The organism is Microtetraspora glauca (genome assembly GCF_040656155.1).
GTDB lineage: Bacteria > Actinomycetota > Actinomycetes > Streptosporangiales > Streptosporangiaceae > Microtetraspora > Microtetraspora glauca.
Window position 1 is genome coordinate 217,283 of the sequence record NZ_JBFALK010000013.1, and the last position, 23,294, is coordinate 240,576.

The 23,294-nt window shown below is 70.2% G+C and carries 22 protein-coding genes and 1 riboswitch; of the genes, 11 read left to right on the forward strand and 11 right to left on the reverse strand.

The features are described 5' to 3' along the window. Positions 1–90: 90 nt before the first annotated feature. Positions 91–213: riboswitch (TPP riboswitch) on the forward strand. After that, complete coding sequence (locus tag AB0I59_RS24000; RefSeq protein WP_358136140.1) at positions 203–1,549, forward strand: purine-cytosine permease family protein; 1,347 nt, start codon at positions 203–205, stop codon at positions 1,547–1,549. Its footprint overlaps the riboswitch before it by 11 nt. Positions 1,550–1,612: 63 nt before the next feature. On the opposite strand, the gene AB0I59_RS24005 is transcribed toward AB0I59_RS24000, so the two are convergent. Continuing rightward, positions 1,613–2,911, reverse strand: coding sequence for a lipase family protein (locus AB0I59_RS24005; RefSeq protein ID WP_082776909.1), 1,299 nt, complete (start codon positions 2,909–2,911; stop codon positions 1,613–1,615). Between the two features lie 176 nt (positions 2,912–3,087). Beyond that, positions 3,088–3,651, reverse strand: a complete 564-nt coding sequence (locus AB0I59_RS24010; RefSeq protein WP_061255907.1) for a methylated-DNA--[protein]-cysteine S-methyltransferase — start codon at positions 3,649–3,651, stop codon at positions 3,088–3,090. Positions 3,652–3,737: 86 nt separating this feature from the next. Between AB0I59_RS24010 and AB0I59_RS24015 the strand changes: the two genes are divergently transcribed. Further along, complete coding sequence (locus tag AB0I59_RS24015) at positions 3,738–5,612, forward strand: PAS domain S-box protein (RefSeq protein WP_358136144.1); 1,875 nt, start codon at positions 3,738–3,740, stop codon at positions 5,610–5,612. A gap of 96 nt (positions 5,613–5,708) precedes the next feature. Continuing rightward, positions 5,709–6,155 (forward strand): ATP-binding protein, encoded by a 447-nt coding sequence (locus AB0I59_RS24020; RefSeq protein WP_308066883.1) that lies wholly within the window; start codon positions 5,709–5,711, stop codon positions 6,153–6,155. 1 nt (position 6,156) lies between these two features. On the opposite strand, the gene AB0I59_RS24025 is transcribed toward AB0I59_RS24020, so the two are convergent. Continuing rightward, complete coding sequence (locus AB0I59_RS24025; RefSeq protein WP_228646313.1) at positions 6,157–6,324, reverse strand: hypothetical protein; 168 nt, start codon at positions 6,322–6,324, stop codon at positions 6,157–6,159. 99 nt (positions 6,325–6,423) lie between these two features. Between AB0I59_RS24025 and AB0I59_RS24030 the strand changes: the two genes are divergently transcribed. Beyond that, positions 6,424–7,128, forward strand: a complete 705-nt coding sequence (locus AB0I59_RS24030; RefSeq protein ID WP_358136148.1) for a winged helix-turn-helix domain-containing protein — start codon at positions 6,424–6,426, stop codon at positions 7,126–7,128. On the opposite strand, the gene AB0I59_RS24035 is transcribed toward AB0I59_RS24030, so the two are convergent. Then, positions 7,121–7,501, reverse strand: a complete 381-nt coding sequence (locus AB0I59_RS24035; protein ID WP_358136151.1) for a hypothetical protein — start codon at positions 7,499–7,501, stop codon at positions 7,121–7,123. The genes AB0I59_RS24030 and AB0I59_RS24035 overlap by 8 nt on opposite strands. Before the next feature lie 155 nt (positions 7,502–7,656). Between AB0I59_RS24035 and AB0I59_RS24040 the strand changes: the two genes are divergently transcribed. The 3 genes from AB0I59_RS24040 to mptB are packed head-to-tail and all read left to right on the forward strand — an operon-like array spanning position 7,657 to position 10,259. After that, the gene (locus AB0I59_RS24040) at positions 7,657–7,998 is read left to right on the forward strand and encodes an STAS domain-containing protein (protein WP_082776933.1); all 342 of its coding nucleotides are present in this window, start codon (positions 7,657–7,659) and stop codon (positions 7,996–7,998) included. Continuing rightward, complete coding sequence (locus AB0I59_RS24045) at positions 7,995–8,741, forward strand: glycosyltransferase family 2 protein (RefSeq protein ID WP_061255901.1); 747 nt, start codon at positions 7,995–7,997, stop codon at positions 8,739–8,741. Before AB0I59_RS24040 ends, AB0I59_RS24045 begins: the two co-directional genes overlap by 4 nt. A gap of 54 nt (positions 8,742–8,795) precedes the next feature. Next, positions 8,796–10,259, forward strand: coding sequence for a polyprenol phosphomannose-dependent alpha 1,6 mannosyltransferase MptB (mptB, locus tag AB0I59_RS24050; RefSeq protein WP_358136154.1), 1,464 nt, complete (start codon positions 8,796–8,798; stop codon positions 10,257–10,259). On the opposite strand, the gene AB0I59_RS24055 is transcribed toward mptB, so the two are convergent. Beyond that, positions 10,159–12,390: a hypothetical protein gene (locus AB0I59_RS24055; protein ID WP_358136157.1), complete on the reverse strand. Its 2,232-nt coding sequence runs from the start codon at positions 12,388–12,390 to the stop codon at positions 10,159–10,161. The two genes, mptB and AB0I59_RS24055, sit on opposite strands and share 101 nt — an antisense overlap. Before the next feature lie 163 nt (positions 12,391–12,553). Between AB0I59_RS24055 and AB0I59_RS24060 the strand changes: the two genes are divergently transcribed. The 3 genes from AB0I59_RS24060 (at position 12,554) to serS (ending at position 16,134) form a co-directional block, all read left to right on the forward strand. Further along, complete coding sequence (locus AB0I59_RS24060; protein ID WP_061255897.1) at positions 12,554–13,822, forward strand: glycosyltransferase 87 family protein; 1,269 nt, start codon at positions 12,554–12,556, stop codon at positions 13,820–13,822. Between the two features lie 61 nt (positions 13,823–13,883). Beyond that, entirely contained in the window at positions 13,884–14,804 is a 921-nt protein-coding gene (gene pheA, locus AB0I59_RS24065; RefSeq protein WP_061255894.1) for a prephenate dehydratase, read from the forward strand. 67 nt (positions 14,805–14,871) lie between these two features. Then, positions 14,872–16,134, forward strand: a complete 1,263-nt coding sequence (gene serS / locus AB0I59_RS24070; protein ID WP_061255892.1) for a serine--tRNA ligase — start codon at positions 14,872–14,874, stop codon at positions 16,132–16,134. A gap of 24 nt (positions 16,135–16,158) precedes the next feature. On the opposite strand, the gene AB0I59_RS24075 is transcribed toward serS, so the two are convergent. From AB0I59_RS24075 to AB0I59_RS24090, 4 genes are all read right to left on the reverse strand, one after another. Then, positions 16,159–17,607: a beta propeller repeat protein gene (locus AB0I59_RS24075; RefSeq protein ID WP_358136160.1), complete on the reverse strand. Its 1,449-nt coding sequence runs from the start codon at positions 17,605–17,607 to the stop codon at positions 16,159–16,161. 89 nt (positions 17,608–17,696) lie between these two features. Further along, complete coding sequence (locus AB0I59_RS24080; protein WP_358136163.1) at positions 17,697–19,142, reverse strand: beta propeller repeat protein; 1,446 nt, start codon at positions 19,140–19,142, stop codon at positions 17,697–17,699. A gap of 387 nt (positions 19,143–19,529) precedes the next feature. Beyond that, positions 19,530–20,078, reverse strand: a complete 549-nt coding sequence (locus AB0I59_RS24085) for a hypothetical protein (protein WP_061255884.1) — start codon at positions 20,076–20,078, stop codon at positions 19,530–19,532. A 332-nt stretch (positions 20,079–20,410) separates the two neighbouring features. Next, positions 20,411–20,614 carry a cold-shock protein gene (locus AB0I59_RS24090; protein ID WP_061255882.1) on the reverse strand — a complete coding sequence of 68 codons (204 nt, stop codon included), beginning with the start codon at positions 20,612–20,614 and terminating at the stop codon, positions 20,411–20,413. A 239-nt stretch (positions 20,615–20,853) separates the two neighbouring features. Between AB0I59_RS24090 and AB0I59_RS24095 the strand changes: the two genes are divergently transcribed. Further along, entirely contained in the window at positions 20,854–21,651 is a 798-nt protein-coding gene (locus AB0I59_RS24095; protein WP_061255879.1) for an HAD family hydrolase, read from the forward strand. A gap of 18 nt (positions 21,652–21,669) precedes the next feature. On the opposite strand, the gene AB0I59_RS24100 is transcribed toward AB0I59_RS24095, so the two are convergent. Continuing rightward, positions 21,670–22,191: a bacterial proteasome activator family protein gene (locus tag AB0I59_RS24100; RefSeq protein ID WP_061255877.1), complete on the reverse strand. Its 522-nt coding sequence runs from the start codon at positions 22,189–22,191 to the stop codon at positions 21,670–21,672. Positions 22,192–22,253: 62 nt separating this feature from the next. After that, positions 22,254–23,207: an NAD(P)H-quinone oxidoreductase gene (locus AB0I59_RS24105; RefSeq protein WP_061255875.1), complete on the reverse strand. Its 954-nt coding sequence runs from the start codon at positions 23,205–23,207 to the stop codon at positions 22,254–22,256. Positions 23,208–23,294 lie beyond the last annotated feature (87 nt).

The following is a 23,294-nucleotide window of genomic DNA, read 5'->3' on the forward strand; positions in this document are numbered from 1 at the left end:
CGTCCCTCGCCCGCTCGCTTCTCGTCAAACCACCGCCGCGCCCCTCGCTGTTGGACATTTCGCTCGTGAATGCCATAATCCGGGGCGATAACTCGATACCGCGGGAGCTCGGGCGTTACCGGGCTGAGAGGGCGGCTCCTCCACGAGGCGTGCCGCCGACCGCATGAACCTGTCCGGATAATGCCGGCGTAGGGAGCGTGCGATGGCGTCTGCCGTCTTCGATGCGGAAGCCCCCCTCACCCTGGAGGAGGAGGCCCCGAAGACCCTCGGGGTCCTCGACCAGGGAGCCTTCTGGGCCAATCTCGGTGTCAGCCTCCTCGGCTTCTCCGGGGCGCTGTTCCTCCTCGACCCGCTCGGTGGCAAGCCGCTGACCTTCACCGGGGCGATCGTCGCGGCCGTCGTCGGCAGCCTGATCGGGACCGCGATGGTCGGGCTCGCCGCCATCCCGGGAGCGCGCACCGGGCAGCCGGCGATGGTGCTGCTGAGAGGGCTGTTCGGGGCCAAACTGTCCTACGCGCCGACCGTGCTCAACATCGTCCAGCTGCTGGGATGGGGGGCGTTCGAGTTGTGGGTCGTCGCCACCGGCGCCCAGGCGATCTTCGGGACCGCCGTGCCGTACGCGGTCTGGGTGATCGCGGCCGGGCTGCTGACCATCGCGTTGACGATCCGTCCGCTGGGCGCGCTCCGGCTGCTCAGGCGGTACGTCACGGTCGGCGTGATCATCTCGATGGTGTGGCTGTCGGTCGCGCTGTTCAGCCAGGGGCCGTCGCTGGGCGCCGGGTCGTGGGACTCGTTCGCGCCCGCGGTCGACTACGTGATCGCGCTGTCGGTGTCCTGGGTGCCCCTCGCGGCCGACTACGCGCGGCACTCGCGGTCGAGCGGCAGCGCCTTCGCGGGCGTCGTGGGCGGTTACACCGTCGCGCAGGTCGCGTGCCTGGCCCTCGGCATCGCGGCGCTCGCGCTGGTCGGCAACGACGCGGAGAAGGTCTGGGACCCGTTCGTCGCGGCGCCCCTCGGCGCCTTCTTCTTCGGCATCCTGGTGCTTCGCGAGGTCGACCAGTCGTTCGCCAACGTCTACTCGATCTCGATCTCGATCCAGAACTTCGCGCCGCGGGTGGACCGGCGGATCATCTCGGTGGTGATCGGCGTGCTCACCATCGCCATCGCGCTCTTCGCCGACGTGAACTCCTACGGCGCGTTCCTCAGCGTCATCGGCGCGGTGTTCGTCCCGATGTTCGCGGTCCTCGCGGTGGACTACTTCCTGCTCGGCGGCGCGGCCAGGTGGAACACGGCGCAGAACGCCCCGCTGCGCTGGGTGACGCTGCCGCCGTGGATCCTCGGCTTCGCCGCGTACTGGATCGTCACGGTGACCCCGACGGTGGCGTGGTGGGACGACGTCTGGGCGAGGGTCCGCGATGCGATCGGGTTCGCGCACCAGCCCTGGATGAACGCTGCGCTGGCCGCGTTCCTGGTGTCGGCCCTGACGATGCTCGTCGCCGGTCATCTGGCCCGCCTGTCCGGTGCCCGGGCCGTACGGCGTGGCAGGTGAGCGCCGCCGGGGCTCCGGGCGCGTGACGCCCGGAGCCCCGGCCCGACCGACTAGGTCATGCGTCTAGTCACCGAACTCGTTCTGCACTCCGGGCGGAGTGAGCGCGGAGAGATAGTGGTGCGGCAGGTGATCGTCGATGGAGTACACCGCGGGGAGTGATCGGGCCACGGGGAACATGCGGGCGACGAAGGCCGGTGCGGAGACGGGCATGCCCAGCAGGTGCGGCACCTGTCCGGCCGGGTGGCCGCCGGTCCTCCACTCGCCCGCGTGACCTCCCGCGTGGGATTCCGAACGGCCCAGCACGTCGGCGACGACGTTGCGGATGTGTGGAATCTCATAGCGGTACTCCCGGCCGAAGTGCCGGAAGGGGCCCGATGTCGAGGGCGGGAGGTGCGGGACGACATCCCGGTCGTAGATGTACCGGATGACGTTGTCGTGGAGGAACTCGTCCCGCTCGCACGCCTCGGCGAACCTCGGGTCTCCGATCATGGGCTGCCCGTATGTGTAGACGGCCTTCAGGCGGTCGCCGAGTGCCTCGCGGTACTTCCGCTCGTGCCGGATCATCACGCCCATGAGCGCGGCCATCGCGCCGCCGTGGCCGTGTCCGGTGATGTAGAGCGCCTCAAGCCGGCCGTCGACGCGCCCGAGGTCGAGGCCGGGAGAGCCGTTCGGCAGCGACGTGCGGACCGAGTGGCGGTCAGAGGCGTGCCGGAGCGCGTTCATGACCTCGTACCTGGTCGCCCGTACGTTGCGGTAGATGCCCGCGTGCACCGTGGCCGACGGATGGCAGGCCCGGTACGCGATCCGCTCGGGCTCGCGGTCGGCGTCGCCGAGCCGGTGGGCGGCGTCGTGCGGCTCCGCGCCCCGGTAACAGAGGATTCCGACTCTTCCGCTCTTGCTCTGTATCAGGAACGCGGTGGAATGAATCATCATCGCGTCGACGGATGCCTGGATCATGCGGCATTGATTGTCCTGGAGACCCATTCTCGCCATGATCATCGAGACCGTTTCCGGTCCCGAATAGGCGTAGGCCGCGCAGGCCGCCATGACGTGCGCGATTTCCGGATCCGGATGTGCGACGGCGTCGAGTAGCCGTTGTTCCAGGTCCTTGTATACGGGGAATCCGGCGGTTTCCCTGGGCCCGTACGGGCGGAGTTCCTCGTAGGTCGGTGCCTTCGCGTCGCGGGTCCAGAGGCCGCCGATTTCGAGCGTGTCCCGTAGCCGCATCTCCCATTCGAGGGAGCGGAACTCGCCCGGTGTCCTGGTCGCTGATGTTACTTTCGCCGTGCTCGCCTGCTCGGTGGTGGAGGGAACAGACTTGTCCGCCTGGCGGGTATTCCGCGCGGTGTCCACATTCGCCATGCCGTACACCTTCCGGTCATGAGATCAGGCGGTGATGACGACCATTCCCGGGGCCATGAAAAACCGGGGCGGCTTGTGCCGTCCCGCGTCGAGCGCCCCGTGGGTCCCGCCTGTCCGTCACAATTTCCATGACAAAGCGGGACAAATCCCTTAGGCGCGCAAAGTCATTTCCAGGGTCAGCCGAGAGCACCTTCGAGCCGGAGCAGATTCTCCTTGGCCACCGGCCCTCCGGCGTACCCGCCGAGCGCGCCCGGCGCCTCCACCGCGCGGTGGCAGGGGACGAAAAGGCACACCGGATTGGCGGCGAGGGCGTTGGCGATGGCGCGGAGCGCCTGCGGTCGCCCGATCCGCTCAGCGATGTCGTGATAAGTCGTGACCTGTCCGTACGGCACCGCGGCCGTCATCTGCACGACGGTCCGCGTGAACGCGGAGACGAGCTGGAAGTCGACGGCCGACGAGAAGGTCCGCAACCGCCCGTCGAAGTACGCGTCGAGCTCCCGGCGCACCGGGTCGAGGCGGCGCGGATCGGGTCCGATGAAGGAGCTGATGTCCCGGTGGATGCGGGCGAAGACCGCGTGCTCGTCCTCGTAGCTGCACGCCACCACGCCGCGCGCGGTGGCGGCGAGCACCAGGCGGCCCACCGGGCTGTCCACGGTGCCGAAGGCGACCTCGGGCGGGGACTCTCCAACATATCCCCGGGCGGTCACCCGCAGCAGGGCTTCGAGGTCCCCTGTGGACATGCGCCCCACTTCCTCTCAGTGCCTGAGCGAAGCGTATCGGATGCAAAACCTCAAGATCAGGCTGGGAAAGGGGGCACCATGGGGGAGTGGGTGACGACAGCAGCGACTACGAGGACGGCATAGCCCGCGCCGCCGTCGCGAGTTCCCCCGACGCCATCGTGGCCCTTGACCGTGATCTCTCCGTCCTCGGATGGAACCCCGCGGCGGAGCGGTTGTTCGGGTGGCCGGCGGAACAGCTCATGGGCAGGCGGGCCCCGATCGTCCCGGCCGAGTTGATGGCCGAGCACAACGCCGTCATGGAACGCGTCCGCACCGGCGGCCAGGTGTCGCTGCGTACCAGGCGTTTCCACCGCGACGGCCGTCTCCTGGAGGTCCGCGTCGACACCAGCGCCTTACGCACCGACACGGGAACCCTGCTCGGCTACGTCAGCGTCTACCACCTCGCGGAGGACGACGAGGCCGCGCGTGCGGCGCGGCGGGCCCGGCTGGTCCGGCGGCTCACCGACGTCGTCGGCGACATCAACGCCGAGCTCGACCTGCCCACCGTGCTCGACCGGATCGCCGGCAGCCTCACCGAGCTCACCGGCGCCGACGCGGGCGGCTTCGTCCTGATCGAAGGCGATCGGCTCCGGCTCGTCAGCGGGCACCACCTCCCGCCGGAGCTGCGCGGAGTCACCGCCGACCTGCACAGGAGCCTCGTCGCCAAGCTGCTGCGCACGGGCAAGACCGTGCTGCTGGAGACCAATCCGGATGGCCTGCAGGATCTCGTCTGGGCCCGGCTCCCCGGGTTGCACACGGTCGCGGTCGGCATCGCCGCGGTCGGCGGCCGCCCCTACGGAGCGCTGTACGCGCTCTTCGCCAAGGGCAAGGCCGGACACGTCGAGCTGGAACTCCTGGAACTGCTGGCCGGACACGCCGGCATCGCCGTCGGCAACGCGGTGGCCTACCAGGAGGCGGTACGGCAGCGCGCGCACGAGCGGGCGGTCTTCGACGCCAGCGCGGACGGCATCGGCGTGCTCGACGGGGCGGGTCGGGTGACCCAGTGGAACCCCGCGGCGGCCGAGCTGACCGGGTTCCCCGCCGAGAGGGTGATCGGCGGGCCCCCGCCCTTCCCCCTGCCGGACCCGGGCGAGAAGCTCACCATCCAGCTCGCCTCGGGCCGCTGGCTGGACGTGCTGTGCGCCGAGATCCCCGAGACGGGCGAGGTCGTGGCCGACTTCCGCGATGTGACCAGGGCGAAGGAGCTGGAGGAGGCCAAGGACCTGTTCCTCGCCACCACCAGCCACGAGCTGCGCACCCCGATCACCATCGTGCACGGCTTCGCCAGCACCCTGGACGCCCGCTGGGACGACCTGTCCGACGCCGAGCGCCGCTCCGCCGTCCACACCATCGCGGAGCGGGCCAGGTCGCTGGGCCAGCTCATGGACCATCTGCTGCTCGGCGCCCGCGCCGGAGCCGACGAGCTGCGGATCAGGATCGAGATGTTCGACCTGGCCGCGCGGGTCCGGGCGGCCACCCTGGGCCTGCCCGTACTGTCCGACCGGCACCGGGTCGAGGTGCGGATCCCCGACGACCTGCCCAAGGTCCACGGCGACTCCCTGGCCACCGACATCCTCCTCGGGCAGCTTCTGGAGAACGCGTTCAAATACTCCCCCGACGGTGGGCTGATCCGGGTCGAGGCGTGGGCGGAGGACGGCCACGTCGTCCTCGTGGTCGACGACGAGGGGGTCGGCATCGCCCCGGCCGACCGCGAGCGGATCTTCGAGCGGTTCGTGCAGGCCGACAGCGGCAACCGGCGCAGGTTCGGAGGCGTGGGCCTCGGGCTCTACATCGTGCGCAACCTGGCCCGCGCGCAGGGCGGCGACGTGACCGCCCACTCCCGGCCGGGTGGCGGCACGCGGATGCGTTTCGTCCTCAACGGGGTGACCGGCGTGTCCGATGGTGAGCACGGCATGATCTGATGTGCGCAAGCCGTAATCATGACGCGGTTTCTTGGACCCCAGAATGGGGCATTTCGGTCCTACTGGGGTGTGTTGTCTCCTCGGGGGAGGGGGAAGGTGAGTCCGTCGAGCGTCGTGATGTTGCCGTACGCGCTGGCGAGTGTCGCCACCGCGCGTCGGCGTCTCAGCTCGGATCTACTCGCTTCGGGGCTCATCAGCGCGACCGTGGACGACGCGGTCCTGGTGGTGAGCGAGCTGTTGAGCAACGCGTTGCGGCACGCACACCCGCTCCCATCGGGGCAGCTCAGGCTGGCGTGGACGTGCTCGGAAGAGCGGCTGGAAGTGGCCGTGAGCGACGGAGGCGCCACCACGGAGCCGCGGGCGGGCCGCCCCACGCTCTCGTCGCTGGGCGGCCGGGGCCTCGGGATCGTCGAATACCTCGCGGAACGGTGGGGCGTACGCCATGACGGCGAGACGACCACCGTGTGGGCGATCCTCGTTCTTCCACAGCCTGTCCGAAACGGTCAGACGCGAAAGGCCGAAATTCACGCCCTGCGGGGGTGAGTCAGCGGGACATCTTTCCCACGAGCGTGATCGCCGCCACGACCAGGAAGGCGATGATCGCGAACATGAGCAGGAACTTCAGCGTGGCGAACAGCGCCGGGATGATGAACGCGAAGACCAGCCAGAGGGCGAGGATGATCCCCAGGACGGTCAGTACGGTACGGGCCATAGGCACAAGGTACGCGCTGGCGCCCCTCGCCGCGAAGATCGGGACGTTTCACGTGAATCACAACTGACGATCGGGGCCGGCGACCGTGAGAATGGGCGCGTGACCGGAAAATCCGCCCGCATCCTGGTCGTCGACGACGACCCGATGGTGGCCGAGGTCGTCGCCCGCTACCTGGAGCGCGAGGGACACCTCGTGGAGTGCGCGGACGACGGCGCCGAGGCTCTGAACCGGGCGCTCGCCGACCCGCCGGACCTGCTCGTCCTCGACCTCGCCCTGTCCGGAACTGACGTCCTCCAGCTCTGCGGGAAACTCCGCGGGAGCGTGCGCGGTCAGGGTGCGCTGATCATGCTCACCGCCCTCGGTGAGGAGATCGACCGCGTGGTGGGGCTGGAGACGGGGGCCGACGACTATGTCACGAGGCCCTTCAGCCCCCGCGAACTCGCGCTCCGCGTCCAGGCCGTGTTGCGCCGCGCCCGCGGCGCGCCGGTCCCCGCGGGCACCGGCGTGCTCGTCGACGGTGATCTCGTCGTCGACGTCGGCACGCACGAGGTACGGCTGGCCGGCAAGGAGATCGGCCTGACCGCGCGGGAGTTCGACCTGCTCGTCCACCTGCTCCGCAACCCGCGCCAGGTGTTCAGCAGGAGCGCGCTGCTCGACCAGGTGTGGGGCTGGTCCTTCGGCGACTCCTCGACCGTCACCGTGCACGTGCGCAGGCTGAGGGAGAAGATCGAGGCCGACCCGGCCGAGCCGCGGCGCATCGTCACCGTGTGGGGCGTGGGCTACCGGTACGAACCCGTCACGTGAGGGCGTCCGACATCGCGCGGAAGGTCGGGCACGGCCACCGCCACATGCAGCTCCGGCAGCGCAGGATGGGATTCGCGGTGTCGCTGGTGATGCCGCCCGCGTCCCTCGGCTGGTGGAGGTCGAGCAGCCGGATGCCCAGCTCCGAGAGGCTCAGCAACTCCTCCCGAGCGGCGGAGAGGAACTCGAGGTCCTCACCGGCCAGCCGCGCCGTGACCGGGACGTACCCCTCACGGTTGATCAACGACTGGAGCCGTCCGGTGCTGTCCCGCCACGACGTCGCCTTCTCCGTGCGGATCTGGATGGCCTCCAGCCGCTCGCGTAGCAGCCGACGCTGCGGATCCTCGGGAGGTTCCATGCCTGCTGGGCCTGACACGCTCGTTCCTCCGCCCCAAGCCGGGTGTCGCTTTCCGTCAAGCTTCGCGCACCGCGCGTTTGCGTGAGGGCGGAATCGGGGACAAAGCGCGAACGACTCTTCGGCTAGCCTGGGGGAACGTGACCCCGGGCCGGTACGGCGCTAGTGTGCGCGCTGTGGAGCTCAAAGTCGCGACGCAATCACATGCTGGCCAGGCCGTTATGGCCATTGTCGGCGAAATCGACCTATATACCGCGCCTCGCCTGCAGGCCGAGTTCACGCGCCTGCTGGAAACCGGGCCGGAGCGAGTGGTGATCGACATGTCAGGAGTGGAGTTCTGCGACTCCACGGGCATGAACGTGTTGCTCTCCGCGCTCAAGCGGCTGCGCGAGCGCGGTGGCATCCTCGAGGTGGCCTCGCCCCGCCCCGCCGTACGGAAGATCCTCCAGGTGACCGGCCTGGACTCCGTCTTCATCGTCCATGAGAGCGTCCCCGCGGAGGTGGCCGAATTCCTATGAGTGACCTGGTGGAGCGGCCTGCGGACACCGCGGTCGTCATCCCGGCCAAGGACGAGGCCGACCGGATCGGCGCCACGGTCGCCGCGGCGTCGCGGCTTCCGGGTGTGGATCTCGTCGTGGTCGTCGACGACGGTTCGACCGACCAGACCGGCCGGGTGGCCAAGGCCGCCGGCGCCCGTGTCGTACGGCACAGCCGGAACACCGGCAAGGCGGCGGCCATGGAGAGCGGGGCCGAGGCCGTGCGCCTCCTCGACGAGGAGACGCCCCGGCACCTGCTGTTCCTGGACGCCGACCTGGGCGAGACCGCGCAGCAGGCCGCTCCGCTCATCACGCCCGTCCGTTCGGGTACGGCCGACATGACCATCGCCGTCTTCGCCACCAGGGTGAAGCTCGGCGGACACGGCATCGTGGTACGGCTGGCCCGCGACGGCATCAAACGGGCCACCGGCTTCGAGGCGGCCCAGCCGCTCAACGGCCAGCGCTGTCTGACCCGGGCCGCGTTCGAGGCGGCCCTGCCGCTCGCCCGCGGGTTCGGCGTGGAGACCGGGCTGACGATCGACCTGATCCGGAAGGGATTCCGCGTCCTCGAGGTCGAGGTCGACATGGCACACCGTGCCACCGGCGACGACTGGAGATCCCAGTTGCACCGGGCCAAGCAGCTCCGCGACGTGGGCTGGGCCCTCGCCGCCAGGGAGCCCTCCGTCATGAAGGGCGCCGACGTCCTGCGGACCATCCGGAACTGACCCGCTCACGGCGAACCATCCGGAGCCGACCGGCGCCTGTGATGGAATTCGGGGGTGAATCGGGAGAGCGCGCGGCGGTTGGCGACGGCGGTGCCGCCGGCCTGTGTCGCTGGGTCGATCCTGCTGACGATCACGATCGCCGCGCTCGGTCCCTCGGCGATGGTCCCGCCCCTTCCGGGTGCCGCCTGGCAACCGCCGTACTCCCTTGACCTGCGGCCCGGCGGGCATCTCGTCGTGGCGCTCGCGGCGGTGGCGATCGTGGCCGGCACGATCGGGCTCGTCGCCGGGCTGCGCGGTCTCCGCCGTACCGGGCCTTCCACAGCCGGTGGTACGCGGTGGCTGGTCGTGGCCGGCTGCCTGGCGGCGGGTGTGCTGGCGTTCCTGCCGCCGATCGGATCGGCCGACCACCTGAACTATGCGGCGTACGGGCGGATCGCCGTCCTCGGGCTCGATCCGTACGTCACCGTGCCGTCGGCCCTGCCGCAGGACCCGGTCGCCGGGGTGGTGGAGGAGTGGCGGAACACGCCGAGCGTCTACGGCCCGGTGGCGACGGCGGTGCAGGCTCTGGCGAGCTGGGTGGGCGGCGACTCGGTCCGGCTGACGGTCTTCGTGCTGGCCCTGGTCAACGCCGCCGCGTTCGTCGCCACCGCGCTGCTGCTCCACCGGATCACCCGGCGCGATCCCGTCCGGCAGCGCCGCGCCGCGCTGCTGTGGGCGGTGAATCCCCTCGTCGTCTACCAGCTCGCCGCGGGCATGCATGTGGACACCCTGGCGATCGCGTTCGTCGTCGGTGCCCTGGTCGTCGAGTCGGGTGTGCTTCTCGGGCTCGGGATCGCGGTCAAGGTCACCGTCGGCCTGGTCGCGCTCGGGCCCGCCTGGCAGTACAGGCGTGATGCCCGGAGGCTGGCGCTGATCGCGGGCGCGGCCACGCTGACCGTGGTGGTGGCGTACTGGCTGGCCGGCCCGCACGCGCTCGACCAGGTGCTGAACGCGAGCAAGACGGTGTCCTTCGCCACTCCGTGGAAGCTGGGGCAAAAGGCGCTCCAGGCCCTGATCGGCTCCGGCGCGTACCGCGCGTGGATCCAGGCCGGGTCGCTGGTCCTGATGGCCGTGCTCGCCTGGTTGTTGCTGCGCAGAGGGGCGGACGCGGACGGCCAGGTGGGCGCGGACGGCCAGGTGGACGCGGACGGCAAGGCGGACGCGGCCCAGGTGGCGGTGGCCTTCGTGGTGGCCTGGTTGTTCGCCACGCCGTACGCGCTGCCGTGGTACGACGGGCTCGCGCTCGCGCTGCTGGCGATGGTTCCCGCGTCGACTCTCGACTGGTTCGTGGTGGCGCGGATGGCCGCGTTGTCGATGGCGTACCTGCCGGCCAGGCAGCGTGACCAGCCGTCCGACCTGGGGTGGCTGGTGACGGTCGTCAGGGCGCAGGTGGTGCCGTGGCTGTTGCTTGCGCTGACGGCCGGCCTGGTGTGGTGGGCGGCGCGAGCTGGAGCGCGCGCACGGACGCGGCGAGTGTGAGCGGCACGGCCACGGTGAGCGCCATGGCCGGGATCGCGATCCCCGAGTCGTTGATCAGGAAGCCGACCATGGCGGTGGTCAGCGCGCCGAACAGCCCGGCACGCAGCGCCGGCGCCCGGTCGTAGGCCAGGGTGAGCGCGGAGGCGCCCCACCGCGACGGGCGGGACAGCACCAGGAACAGGAACGCGATCGCGACGACCGACAACAGCGTCAGCTCGGCGTTCCCCAGCGTGTGGAGCATCGCCCCGAGCTTGCGGCCGATGACGGAGGGGCCCTCGCCGTCGGCGACCTGCTGGACGAACGCGCCGAGGTGGGTCCGCCGATCGGCGGGGCGAAGCCAGTCGAGCACCGCGATGGCCCCGATCAGCACGGCTCCCACCGCGCTGACGGCGGCGAGCCTGCCGATCGACACCCGCCGGCCGTACAGCAGGAGCGTAAAGACGGCGAATCCGACGACGAACGCGGGAACGCCGCCGAAGTCGGCGCCCCAGCTCGGCCAGCCGTCCGCGACGATCGCCAGCAGGCCGTAGGCGAGCAGGACGAACCGCGGCCTGATCACCCGGGCGAGCCCGGCGAGGGCGAGGATCGTGCCGGTCGCGAAGATCGCGAACGCCATGTTGGAGAAGCCGTAGAAGCGCCCGCCGGTCACCGGCTCGTAGCCGGTCACCGCGTTCACCTGCAGCGTCGACCCCGTCATGACGTCGATCAGGAGGGCGAGCGAGCTGACCGCGGCGACCACCGTCAGGGGCCCGGCCACGTGGGTACGCCACGGCCCGGCGAAGGCGAGGGCCGCGATGACTCCGGCGAACCCGAGGATCGTCCCGATCAGCGCGGGCATGGGATGCGCCATGCTCCACCACGGCACGAGCTGCGCGAGGAACGTGGAGACCGGGATCGCCCCGCTGACCACGGCCACGACCTGGGTGGTCGACAACATCCGCCGGTGCCGCCTGATCACGACGGCGGCGAGGCCGTAGAACAGCAGCTGGATGGCGACGAGCGCGACGAAGAACGGCTGCCTGACGTCCCTGAGCACCTGGGAGGCCAGGTCCGTGTCGGCCAGTCCGGCGACGATCTCGCCGGTGCCGGGGGCGTCGCCGGCCCGCTGCCAGGCCCGGCCCACCACGCCCTGGGGCGGTTCGACCGACACCGCGCGCAGGACGGTCGCGGTCAGGTCGGTGATCGTGACCAGCGCGTCCTGCTGGGTCGAGGTGGCCGTCAGGAACCCCCGCGCGTACGGCCCGGCGCCCGTGCCGGAGGTGCCCCCGGGGGTCGTCGCGGCGACGGCGACGTGGAGGTGCGCGTCGAGCCCCGAGTCGGCGAGACCGGCGACGAGGACGGTGGACCCCGGAGGCACGTTCCGGAGAACGCCGCCGACGGTCCGGTCGGCGGCCGCCACGGCCTCGTCGCGGGCGTGGCCGGTCAGGTCGGACGGGGTCCCCTCGGGATGGCTCGCCGTCCGGTCCGCCAGGGCGGCCCGGGTGATCTCGCCCGCTTCGGCGAACACGGCGGTGTACGGCGTCAGGTCGGGCAGCTCATCAGGCGTTGCCGCATATTTCTGGACTTTTCCAGATGTGTCGGCGGCAGCGAGGGCCGCTCCCGGGCCGATGGCGGCGACATTCCCGCCCGCGGCGACGATCGTCCGGCCGAGCAGCCCGATCTGCCCGCCGTACGACTGGGACCGCTGGTAGGCCGCGAGCGCGTCCCATCCGGGAACCGTCGCCGAGCCGTCGGCGGCCGCTTCGGGCACCGGCGGCGCCGCGCAGTCGTTCCCCCCGGCTCCGGCCCGCTGGCCCGCCGACACCGTCAGCCACCCGCTGATCGGGCACGTCACGCTCAGGCCGCTGGGCGGGATGGCGCGGGTGGACAGCGACGCCGAGCTTCCTTCGCCGGTCAGCCGCCACAGGTTGGGGGTGCGCGCCGGGTCGATGTCGCTCCACACGAGGCCGGGCACCCCGATGACGACCACCCGTCCGGCCGGGGCCGCTCGTTCGGCGTGCGCCGGTGTGGGGAGCGCCAGGAAGAGCAGGCCGAGCACCGCCGCGAGCAGGGCGGCGACCACGGTGCGGGGAGCGACGGAGGACACGCTGAGTGGCCGTGACCGGGCGATGCTGGTCCCGAATGGCCTCACGCGCGCTCCTTCACTCTGGGCGGGTCTCCTGGCTGTGCTGTCTCTCGGGTTGTTCCGACGACGCGGTCCCGACAAGCCGGTTTCGACGATCTGACCCCCGACGGCCGGATCCGGCAAGCGAGCCCGACAACTGTGACGAAAGTCCACGGTAGCCTGCCTGGACATGAGGACAGGCGAAACGATCATCGCGAGGCGGCCCCTGTGGGCGTGGCCTCCGGCTCTGGTGATCGTCGTCTGCGCCGCGATCCCGCTCGTCGCGTACTGGTTGACGAACCCCGCTGACCAGCGTCTCGTCGACCTGGACGTCTATCGGATGGGCGGCGAGAGCCTCCTGCTCGGTGTCCCGCTCTATGACGCGATCACTCCGGCGCCGCAGTTGCTGCCGTTCACCTATCCGCCGATCGCGGCCATGCTGGCGGTGCCGCTCGCCGCGATCCCGTGGCCGCTCGCCCAGTGGGTGTGGACGGCCGCCATCGTCGTGTCCCTCGCCGTGACGGTCTGGTACGCCTTCCGGCCCTCGCTGGAGCGGGTCCGGGTGGCCATGCCGCTGGTGTTCGCGGTCCTCGTGGTGGCGTGCCTCTATCTGATGCCGATCAGGGACCAGATCCGGTTCGGCCAGGTGGATCTCTTCCTCGTCGCGCTGTGCCTGCTCGACTGCGTCGTGCGCCGCCCGTGGTGGCCGCGCGGGATGCTGATCGGTGTCGCCACCGCGGTGAAACTCACACCCGGCGTCTTCCTGATTTATCTCGCTATAACGGCGTTTTCCCGGCGGAAGCCGTACATGCGGGATGGGGAGCAGGGGCGGGCCTTCTTCATGGCGGTGTTCACGGCGGCGCTGCTCACCGTCCTGCCGTTCCTGGTCATCCCCGCCGACGCGAAGGACTTCTGGTTCTCGGCCCTGCTCGACCCCGGCCGCCTGGGGGCGAACGCGGCGACCACGAACCAGTCCGTCCGGGGCATGCTGATCAGGCTCTACCTGCCCGACTCGATCACCTCCGCGCTCTGGCTGGTCGCCGTCGCCGCCATCGGCTGGTACGGCTTCCGCCGGGCCCGCGCCGCCTTCCTCGACGGCGACCCGATGACGGCGGTGGCGTTGACCGGCCTGATGGCGGTGCTGCTCTCCCCCGTCGCGTGGATCCACCACCTGGCCTGGATGGTCGTCGTACTGGCCGCGCTGATGGGCACCGGGACGGACCGCGTGCGGCTGCTGGTGGCCGGAGGCGTGTGGCTCTTCTACGTGGTGCCCGTGCCCTGGTGGGGCGTCTCGCTGAAGGCTCTGGAGATCCCCGTGCTCAGCCCGGTACTCGGGAAGATCGTCCAGAACGGTTTCGGTCTCGGGGCCGTCGCCCTGGTGTGGCTGCTCGGCTCCTGGCTCCCCCGGCGCCGTGCCGTACACGCCTCGCGGGCCGTCGCCGGTGACGTCCGCGCCTGATGGGACGCGTTATCACCTAATCCCGGTGTGGGCACGTATGGGCGGTGGCTAACCTTGTGCTATGTCAAAGCTCGCGTACCTGGGGCCGGAGGGCACCTTCACCGAGGCCGCCGTGCGTGCCCTGGCGCCCGACGCCGAGCGCCTGCCGTGTGCGAACGTCGGAGCCGCCCTGGACGCCGTCCGGGCCGGAGAGGCCGACGGCGCCGTGGTCCCGCTGGAGAACTCGCTCGAAGGCGGCATCATCCAGACGCTGGACGAGTTCGCGTGGGGTGAGCCGTTGCTGATCGTCGCGGAGTACCTGCTGCCGGTCGAGTTCTCGCTGCTCGTCCGCCCCGGCACCGAACTCCGCCAGATCAAGCGGGTCACCACGCATCCCGCCGCGCACACCCAGTGCCGGGGCTTCATCGAGCGCGAGCTGGCCGGCGCGGTCGTCATCCCCGCCTCCTCGACCGCCGCCGCCGCGCAGGAGGTGGCGAACCCCGAGTCTCCGTACGACGCGGCGATCAGCCCGGCCATCGCGGGCGAGGTGTACGGCCTGACGGAGGCGGCGTCGAACATCGGCGACCGGAACGACACGGTGACCAGGTTCGTCCGGGTGGCCCCGCCAGGGCCGATCCCCGAGCCGACGGGTGCCGACCGCACCTCCCTGGTGGCTTTCCTGAAGGAGGACCACGCCGGAGCCCTGCTGGAGATGCTGAGCGAGTTCGCCGTACGCGGTGTCAACCTGACCCGGATCGAGTCCCGTCCGACGGGCCAGGGCATCGGCAACTATTTCTTCCACTTCGACTGCGAAGGGCACGTCGCCGACGCCCGGGTCGGCGAGGCGCTGTCCGGCCTGCACCGGATCTGCGGTGATCTGCGCTTCCTCGGCAGCTACCCGCGGGCCGACCAGGTCGTCACCCAGATCAGGCCGGGCACGGCCGACACCGACTTCGACGAGGCGGGCGGCTGGCTCGGCCGGATACGATCCGGTCAGGTCTGATCATCCATCGGGGCGTCGCCGACAATCGGGGCGCGCGCGGTATCCGTACCTCGGTAGCCTTTGTTTCGTGATTGACCTGCGTACCCTTCGTGAGGACCCGGACCGGCTCCGGGCGTCGCAGCGCGCCCGCGGTGAGGACGACTCGGTCGTCGACACGCTGCTCTCCCTCGACGAGCGCCGTCGAAGTGCGCTGACGGCCTTCGAGTCGCTGCGCGCCGAGCAGAAGTCCATCGGCAAGTCGGTGTCCAAGGCCTCCGGGGACGAGCGCCAGGCGCTGCTCGACCGTGCCAAGGACCTCGCCGCGCAGGTGAAGTCCGCCGAGGCGGAAGCCGAGAAGGTCGCCGGCGAGCTCGACGCGGTGATCGAGGGTGTGCCCAACCTCGTGGACGAGGCCGCCCCGATCGGTGGCGAGGACGACTACGCCGTGCTGGAGGAGGTCGGCGAGCCGCCCTCGTTCGACTTCGCTCCCCGCGACCACCTGGAGCTGGGCGAACTGCTCGGCGCCATCGACATGGAGCGCGGCGCCAAGGTCTCGGGCGCGCGGTTCTTCTTCCTCAAGGGCGTCGGCGCCCGGCTGCAGCTCGGCCTGCTCAATATGGCCATGCAGCAGGCGATCGAGGCCGGGTTCACCCCGATGATCACTCCGGTGCTGGTGAAGCCCGAGTCGATGCAGGGGACCGGTTTCCACGTCGCCCACGACAAGGAGATCTACCGCCTGCCCGACGACGACCTCTACCTGGTCGGCACCTCGGAGGTGCCGCTGGCGGCCTACCACGGGGACGAGATCCTCGACGCCGGGTCGTTGCCCCTCCGCTACGCCGGCTGGTCGTCGTGCTTCCGCCGCGAGGCCGGTTCGTACGGCAAGGACACCCGGGGCATCATCCGCGTCCACCAGTTCGACAAGGTCGAGATGTTCTCCTACTGCCGTCCGGAGGAGGCGGGTGAGGAGCACCGGCGCCTGCTCGCCTGGGAGAAGGAGATGCTGGCCAAGGTCGAGCTGCCGTACCGCGTGATCGACACGGCCGCCGGCGACCTCGGCTCGTCGGCGGCGCGGAAGTTCGACTGCGAGGCGTGGATCCCCAGCCAGGGGCGCTACCGCGAGGTCACCTCGACCTCGAACTGCACCGACTTCCAGGCCCGCCGCCTGCGCGTACGCTACCGCGACCAGGACGGCAAGCCGCAGCACGTCGCGACGCTGAACGGCACGCTGGCCACCACCCGCTGGATCGTCGCCATCCTGGAGAACCACCAGCAGGCGGACGGCTCGGTCGTGGTTCCCAAGGCGCTGCGCCCCTTCGTCGGGCTCGACGTCCTGGAGCCGGTCAAGTAGTTCTCGGCTTCCCGAAGGCCCCGTCTATCCGGCGGGGCCTTCTCCTTTTCCGGCACTGGAAAGGAGCTTGGCGAGGGCTCTGCGCGCGATCACCCAGGCCGTGGGCATCGCGCCGAAGACCACGGCCAGCAGCACGGCCAGATCGTACGAGTCGGGCCAGCCGGAGCTCCAGCCGAGGAACGGCAGGTAGATCCCCGCGAAGGTGAGCAGGGCGACGAGGCCGCTCCGCCCTCCCCATCGCCCGTTCTGAGTCAGGGAGAAGGCCCACCCCAAGATCAGCCATATGCCGCCGCCCACCGCCACCGGCACGCCCGCGAGGACGACCAGAAAGCCGATGAGCCCCAGGGCCGGGCCCAGGGCGACCAGAAGCAGCCCGACCCACAACAGCAGGCTCGCTCCCATGAAGCTCCCCAGTGATCCCTCCCAGCAGTCCTCCACGGCGATCCCGACGATCAGGACGAGAAGCGCGATCAACACCGCGGCCCACAGTTCGCTCCTGATCCGCGCGCCGGGATCGGTGAGGGGCACCGCCGCCTTCGCCGAGAAGCCGCCGTCGGGCGCGGAGCCCAGCCGCCGCCAGTGCCCCGAAGGATCCCGTACGGCGATGCCGTCGGGGCCGTTGGCGACGACCACGATGTGGGCTCCTACGCGACCGGGCACGGTCTGTACGGCGATGGCGCGGGAAACGGACCGATCCTCCCTCGACCGGTAGTGGCGGCCGTCTTGGTATGTCCGGTCGAGCCACTCCTTGCGGCCGGGAGCCACCTGCCAGGCCGTCGCCCATGTCCTGCCGCCGTCTGTGGACTCGTCGACCCGGAGCAGGCCGGGGACGATCCGGTAGCAGTGCTGGTGGTCGCCTTGCACGCAGGCCGCGCTCTGCCCCGCTCCGGCGGGTGGCCCGTTCCACTCTCGCCAGGTCGCACCGCCGTCGGTGGAGGTGAGCGGCTGGTATCCGCCTACGTCCACGATGACGGCCGCGTCACGCACCGCCACGCCGGTCGCCGACCGCCCGTAGGGCGCGGCCGAGGTCGCCGTGGCGGCGAACAGCGCGACCGGGACGATGAGCACGGCGTGTGGGAGTCGTACGGGAGGGCGTCGGGCGGTCTGGCGCCAGGTGAGCCAGGCGAGGCCGAGGGCGGGTAGCGCGATCAGGTCGGTGGGGTCGGCCACGACCCGCGACGGGATGAACAGGGACCACAGCCAGGACGCGGTTTCCGCGCCGATGGTGGTGGTCTTCATCAGGGTGAAGAGTGTTCCGGTGGTCAGGATGGCGAGGGGTGGCGGGCATCGGAGGAGTAGCGCCAGCAGTGGTGGGGCCATGGTGAGTCCGGCGAGGTCGCTGAGTTTGCCGGTGATCGGGCCGGGCCACAGCCCTTTGAGGAGGTGATCGTTGAGGAGGAGCAGGGCCACGGCCAGCATGGTGACCGGATGGCCGAGCCACGCGAGCGTGTGGCCGGAGCTTCGCATTGTCACGGTTTGTTCGATCTCCGGTACGGGGATCGGGTTGTCACGATGCGGTCCCGGAGTGAGGACGACTCGGTCATCCCTCCCGAAGGTCCCGTCTACTCGGCGGGGCCTTCTCCTTTCGCGGGGTGGTTTCGGCGGACCTTTCTCGCGATCATCCAGACGTTCGGCGTCACGGCCAGGATCATGGCCAGCACTATGGCCAGGCCGTACGGAGCGGGCCAACCGGCACTCCAGCCCAGGAACGGCAGGAGAGTCCCACCGAAGGTGAGGAGGGCGACGAGGGCGTTCCGTCCTCGTGATGCCTCTTCCGTGGCCTGGGTGGAGCCCCGCACCGATGTCCATGCCGCGAGCACCATGATGCCGCCGGCCAGCGCCATCAGCGCACCGACGATGAAGGTGGAGATGCCGGAGGGGCCCGAGCCGATGCTCAGGGCGACCACGAGCGGCCCGGTCAACAGAAGCACGCTCCCGATCGTGAAGATCACTGGGGACTTCCTCCAGCAGCCGTCCACGCCGATCCCGATGAGCAGGGCCGCGAGCGCCGCGAGGGCGGCGGCCCACACTTCCTCGCCGATCCGTCCGCCGGGATCGGTGAGGGGCGCCGCGGCCTCCGCTGTGAAGCCGCCGTCGGGCGCGAAGCCGAGCCGCCGCCAGTGCCCTGACACGTCCCGTACGGCGATGCCGTCGGGGCCGTTGGCGACGACCACGATGTGCGCGCCCACCTCGCCCGGTACGGTCTGCACGGCGAGCGCGCGGGAACCGACGGGATCGGCGTCCAGCCCTAGCGGGTCGGGGTTGCGGAATCCGCGATCCAGCCACTTCTCGCGGGGAAGCCGCCACGCGGTCGTCCATGTCCTGCCGCCGTTCGTGGACTCGTCGACCCGGAGCAGGCCGGGGACGATCCGGTAGCAGTGCTGGTGGTCGCCTTGCACGCAGGCCGCGCTCTGCTCCGCTCCGGCGGGTGGCCCGTTCCACTCTCGCCAGGTGGCGCCGCCGTCGACCGACGCATATCCGCCGGCCCCCTCGCCGTACACGACGACGGCCGCGCCGTGGACCTCCACGGCGGTCGCGGACGGCGGCGGCTGAACAGGCGAGGTCGCCGTGGCGGCGAACAGCGCGACCGGGACGATGAGCACGGCGTGTGGGAGCCGTACGGGAGGGCGTCGGGCGGTCTGGCGCCAGGTGAGCCAGGCGAGGCCGAGGGCGGGTAGCGCGATCAGGTCGGTGGGGTCGGCCACGACCCGCGACGGGATGAACAGGGACCACAGCCAGGACGCGGTTTCCGCGCCGATGGTGGTGGTCTTCATCAGGGTGAAGAGTGTTCCGGTGGTCAGGATGGCGAGGGGTGGCGGGCATCGGAGGAGTAGCGCCAGCAGTGGTGGGGCCATGGTGAGTCCGGCGAGGTCGCTGAGTTTGCCGGTGATCGGGCCGGGCCACAGCCCTTTGAGGAGGTGATCGTTGAGGAGGAGCAGGGCCACGGCCAGCATGGTGACCGGATGGCCGAGCCACGCGAGCGTGTGGCCGGAGCTTCGCATTGTCACGGTTTGTTCGATCTCCGGTACGGGGATCGGGTTGTCACGATGCGGTCCCGGAGTGAGGACGACTCGGTCATCCCTCCCAAGCGGGTGGGTCGCTCAGCTCGAACGCGCGCGGGACCGCCTCGGTGTGCCGACTGAACTGTCCTTCGGCGAAAGACGAAAGGCGAAAGAGGGGCCGGGGTCGTCGGCCAACTGCTGGGTGATGATCTCGGCCAGCGGGATCGAGAGGATTTCGCGTTCGGCATCGGTGTCGACGTCCGGGACCGTGTCGGCGCGGACGGCGGCCAGGTCGTCTTCTAGTGGGGCGTCTCCGAACCTTGACCCGGTTTCGTTCCCAGGACTGCTGGTCGGCGACCGTGAATTACCTGGCCAAGGTTGAGTGACGGGCCACTAGCGCACCTTGATCCAGGTGTTGCCGATGAGGTCCTTCCTGGTGATCTCGTCCAGGTAGTCGCGCGTGCTGCCGCCGTAGTCGAGCGTCACGGGCCGCCAGTAGTGCCCCGAGCGGAACTTCCCGTTGTAGCTGGTCTTGATCCACACGTTGAACGACATGGTCAGCTTGCTGTGGTTGAGCGAACGGATCACGCAGTACACCGCGTAGTTGCCGACCGAGTTGCGCTTCTGGGTGCCGCACGTGGCGCCTCGCGGCTTGGTCACGAAGCGGACCTTCGACACGATGCCGCGAGGGAGGTCCGTCTGCAGGACCAGCGCCTCGTCGCCGAACTGGTCGGGATGGCTGACCTTGTAGGTGATGCGGGCGGGATGGCCTCGCCTGATCGCCGAGGGGTAGGTCACCTTCACCTTGGGCACCCGCCGTTCGACCCTGGAGGAGTCGGCGGCGGCATGGGCCCGGGAGGACGCCGCGGTGGCGTGGGCCGGTGCGGGGGACGCGAGGAACGCCGCCATGAGGCACGTGGCGGCCACGAGGACTCTGCGCATGATCGCTCTCTGCTGGGGGAGTGCCGATTCGCCGGTGCCCTCCCACGATCACAAGAGCGAATGCTCACGGCAAGCCCCTTTTGTTCCTCCGATCGCCGGGGCAGGCGGTCAGGCAGCGCTGCGGCGTCGGAGCGACCGTCCGCCGGTCCGATCCGTGGGGGCGGCGCCTCGGGCCGCCAGCCCGATCCTGAGCCGCGAACTCTTGCGTCGGGTGTCGGGCCCGGTCTATCGGTGAGGCCGCCTACAGGGCGCTCTCAGCCCCGGGAAGGGGCATGGAAAGCGCGAAGGCGGGGCCCGCGGATGCGGACCCCGCCTTCAACGGTGTTCAGAGATCAGAGCGCACGGACGTTGGACGCCTGCGGACCCTTCGGACCAGAGGTCACCTCGAACTCGACCCGCTGGCCGTCCTCGAGGTTGCGGTAGCCACTGCCGGAGATCGCGGAGAAGTGGACGAAGACGTCCGGCTCCCCGCCGTCCGGTGCGATGAAGCCGAAGCCCTTCTCAGCGTTGAACCACTTGACGGTTCCCTGAGCCATTAATGCTCTCCCTAAGGAAGTGAATCTTGGGGCTCACACCTCGTGAACCCCGGTGTGTCGCACAGCTCCCCGGGTGGCTCATACAGTCAAGCTGGCTTTCGCTACGGGAACAGCTAATACAACGCCATCACATCTAACACTATGTCGCCGGTGGGTGTTCCACGTCCGGGGGAAGATTTCCCCCGCCTTCCTCCCCGAGGACGGACGCGGGTACAACAGCGTGCAAACTGGAGGCTGTTATGACCAGCCCCCGCCTTGTCGCCACGGACCTGGACGGCACCGCCCTGCGGGCCGACGGGACCGTCTCCGCCCGTACGGCCGCCGCCTTCGCTCTCGTGGAGAACGCCGGTGGGACGCTCGTCTTCGTCACCGGACGGCCGCCCCGCTGGATGCACAGCGTGGCGGGAGCCGTACGCCACCGAGGCTTGTCGATCTGCGCGAACGGGGCGCTCGTCTACGATCTGCACACCGAGCGGATCGTCGAGGCCCGCATGATCGCCCCCGACGTCCTCGACGAATCCGTCCGCCGCCTGCGGGAACACCTGCCCGAGCTGGTCTTCGCCGTCGAATACGAGGGCGGTTACGCGCACGAGTCCGACTTCGCCGTCAAGGGCGCGGAGGCCAGGAGCGCGCCCGGGCTTCGGGTGGGGACGTACACGCTGACGTCGCGGCCGTGCGCCAAACTGCTCGCCCAGCACCCGTCGATGAATCCGGACGAGTTCTACCGGCTGTCGGTGGACCTCGTGGGCGACCTGGTGACCCCGACGCACTCCAGTGGCCGGGCGCTGATCGAGATGAGCGCGCACGGCGTCACGAAGGCGTCGGCGCTCGCCACCCTGGCAGCCGAGCTCGGGATCAAGGCCGGCGAGGTCGTGGCGTTCGGCGACATGCCGAACGACCTGCCCATGCTGGCCTGGGCGGGGACGTCCTACGCGGTGGCCAACGCCCATCCCGAGGTGCTGGCCGCCGTCGATCACGTGACGGCGGCCAACAACGACGACGGGGTCGCCCTGATTTTGGAAGCTCTTTACAGATAAGCGCTTACAGGCCCGGTCTTACAGGTAGGGCCCAGAGGCGCGGAGGTGCTGCTGGTCGTCCTGCCCCTGCGACATGCCGCCGGGCAGAGCGCGGCGCATCTGCTCCAACTGGGCACGCGCCGCCATCTGCTGGGCGAACAGCGTGGTCTGGATGCCGTGGAAGAGTCCCTCAAGCCATCCGACGAGCTGCGCGTGCGCCACCCGGAGCTCCGCGTCCGAGGGCGGCGCGCCGTTGTCGTCGGTGAAAGGCAGCGACAGCCGCTCCAGCTCGTCGACGAGCTCGGGCGCGAGGCCGTCCTCCAGCTCCTTTATGGAACTTTCATGGATCTCCCTGAGGCGCTTGCGGCTCGCCTCGTCCAGGGGAGCGGCACGGACCTCCTCGAGAAGCTGGCGGATCATGCTTCCGATGCGCATGACCTTCGCCGGCTGCTCCACGAGGTCGGCGACGGAGCGCTCCTCGCGCTCGCCGTTCTCGCCGGACACGGACAAGCCGTCGGGCCCCACGACCACGATCTGCGGCGTGCTCTCTTCTGCGTTCATCGGCCGCTCATCACTCCTCGTCCGCGTCGGGCTCGGTCGGTACTCATGCGTTCAAACCTAACTCACCGAACCAGGAGGATTTTGCCGATGTGGTCCCCGGACTCCAGCAGCCGGTGCGCCTCGGCGGCGTCCCGCATCGGCACGGTGGCGTGGATCACCGGCTTGATCGCGCCCGCGCTGATCAGAGGCCAGACGTCCTGCACGACTCCCCTGCAGATGGCGCCTTTCTCGTCCACCGGCCGGGCGCGCAGCCCCGCCGCGGAGATCGACGCGCGCTTGGCCAGAAGCTTGCCGAGATCCAGCTCGCCCACCCTGCCGCCCTGCATGCCGATCACGACGAGGCGGCCGCCGACCGCCAGGGCGTCCAGATTCTTCTTCAGATATGCCGCGCCGATGATGTCGAGGATCACATCGGCCTTCTTGACCGAGAAATCCTCCTCGCGGTAGTTCAGGGCCTCGTCGGCGCCGAGTTCGAGGCACCGCCGCACCTTCTCCGCCGAGCCGGCCGTCGCGATCACGCGGGAGCCGTACGCCTTGGCGAGCTGGATCGCCATGGTGCCGATGCCGCTCGCGCCGCCGTGGACCAGCAGGGTCTCGCCCTTGCGCAGGCGAGCGGTCATGAAGACGTTCGACCAGACGGTGCAGGCGACCTCGGGCAGCCCCGCCGCCTCCACCGGCGACACCCCCGCCGGAACGGGCATGACCTGCTGCCAGGGCACGGCCACGCGCTCGGCGTACCCTCCGCCGGCGAGCAGCGCGCAGACCTGGTCCCCCGGCCGGAAACCCTCGACGTCCGCGCCGACCTCGATCACGGTCCCCGAGCACTCCAGGCCGGGAATCTCCGAGGCGCCTTTCGGCGGAGGATAGTGACCCTGGCGCTGGAGGAGGTCCGCCCGGTTGACGGCGGAGGCGGCCACGTCGATGACCACATCACCCCGCCCGGGCTCGGGATCGGGGACTTCCTGCCAGTCCAAAACCTCAGGTCCACCAGGCTCCATAATGACGATCGCGCGCATGGGACCAAACTAGCGGGGCCGCGAACTCGGCGGTTGCCCGCATTCGCTGCATTAGAGGGCGCTAATCTGCAATGTGTTTGCTGCCCC

Bases quoted from the DNA above. Each gene is read 5' to 3' on its own strand.
- AB0I59_RS24000 (WP_358136140.1), top strand. From the start codon at position 203: ATGGCGTCTGCCGTCTTCGATGCGGAAGCCCCCCTCACCCTGGAGGAG.
- AB0I59_RS24010 (WP_061255907.1), bottom strand. From the start codon at position 3,651: ATGTCCACAGGGGACCTCGAAGCCCTGCTGCGGGTGACCGCCCGGGGA.
- AB0I59_RS24045 (WP_061255901.1), top strand. From the start codon at position 7,995: ATGAGTGACCTGGTGGAGCGGCCTGCGGACACCGCGGTCGTCATCCCG.
- AB0I59_RS24025 (WP_228646313.1), bottom strand. From the start codon at position 6,324: ATGGCCCGTACCGTACTGACCGTCCTGGGGATCATCCTCGCCCTCTGG.
- AB0I59_RS24005 (WP_082776909.1), bottom strand. From the start codon at position 2,911: ATGGCGAATGTGGACACCGCGCGGAATACCCGCCAGGCGGACAAGTCT.
- AB0I59_RS24085 (WP_061255884.1), bottom strand. From the start codon at position 20,078: ATGCGCAGAGTCCTCGTGGCCGCCACGTGCCTCATGGCGGCGTTCCTC.
- AB0I59_RS24090 (WP_061255882.1), bottom strand. From the start codon at position 20,614: ATGGCTCAGGGAACCGTCAAGTGGTTCAACGCTGAGAAGGGCTTCGGC.
- pheA (WP_061255894.1), top strand. From the start codon at position 13,884: ATGTCAAAGCTCGCGTACCTGGGGCCGGAGGGCACCTTCACCGAGGCC.
- AB0I59_RS24100 (WP_061255877.1), bottom strand. From the start codon at position 22,191: ATGAACGCAGAAGAGAGCACGCCGCAGATCGTGGTCGTGGGGCCCGAC.
- AB0I59_RS24060 (WP_061255897.1), top strand. From the start codon at position 12,554: ATGAGGACAGGCGAAACGATCATCGCGAGGCGGCCCCTGTGGGCGTGG.
- AB0I59_RS24095 (WP_061255879.1), top strand. From the start codon at position 20,854: ATGACCAGCCCCCGCCTTGTCGCCACGGACCTGGACGGCACCGCCCTG.
- AB0I59_RS24105 (WP_061255875.1), bottom strand. From the start codon at position 23,207: ATGCGCGCGATCGTCATTATGGAGCCTGGTGGACCTGAGGTTTTGGAC.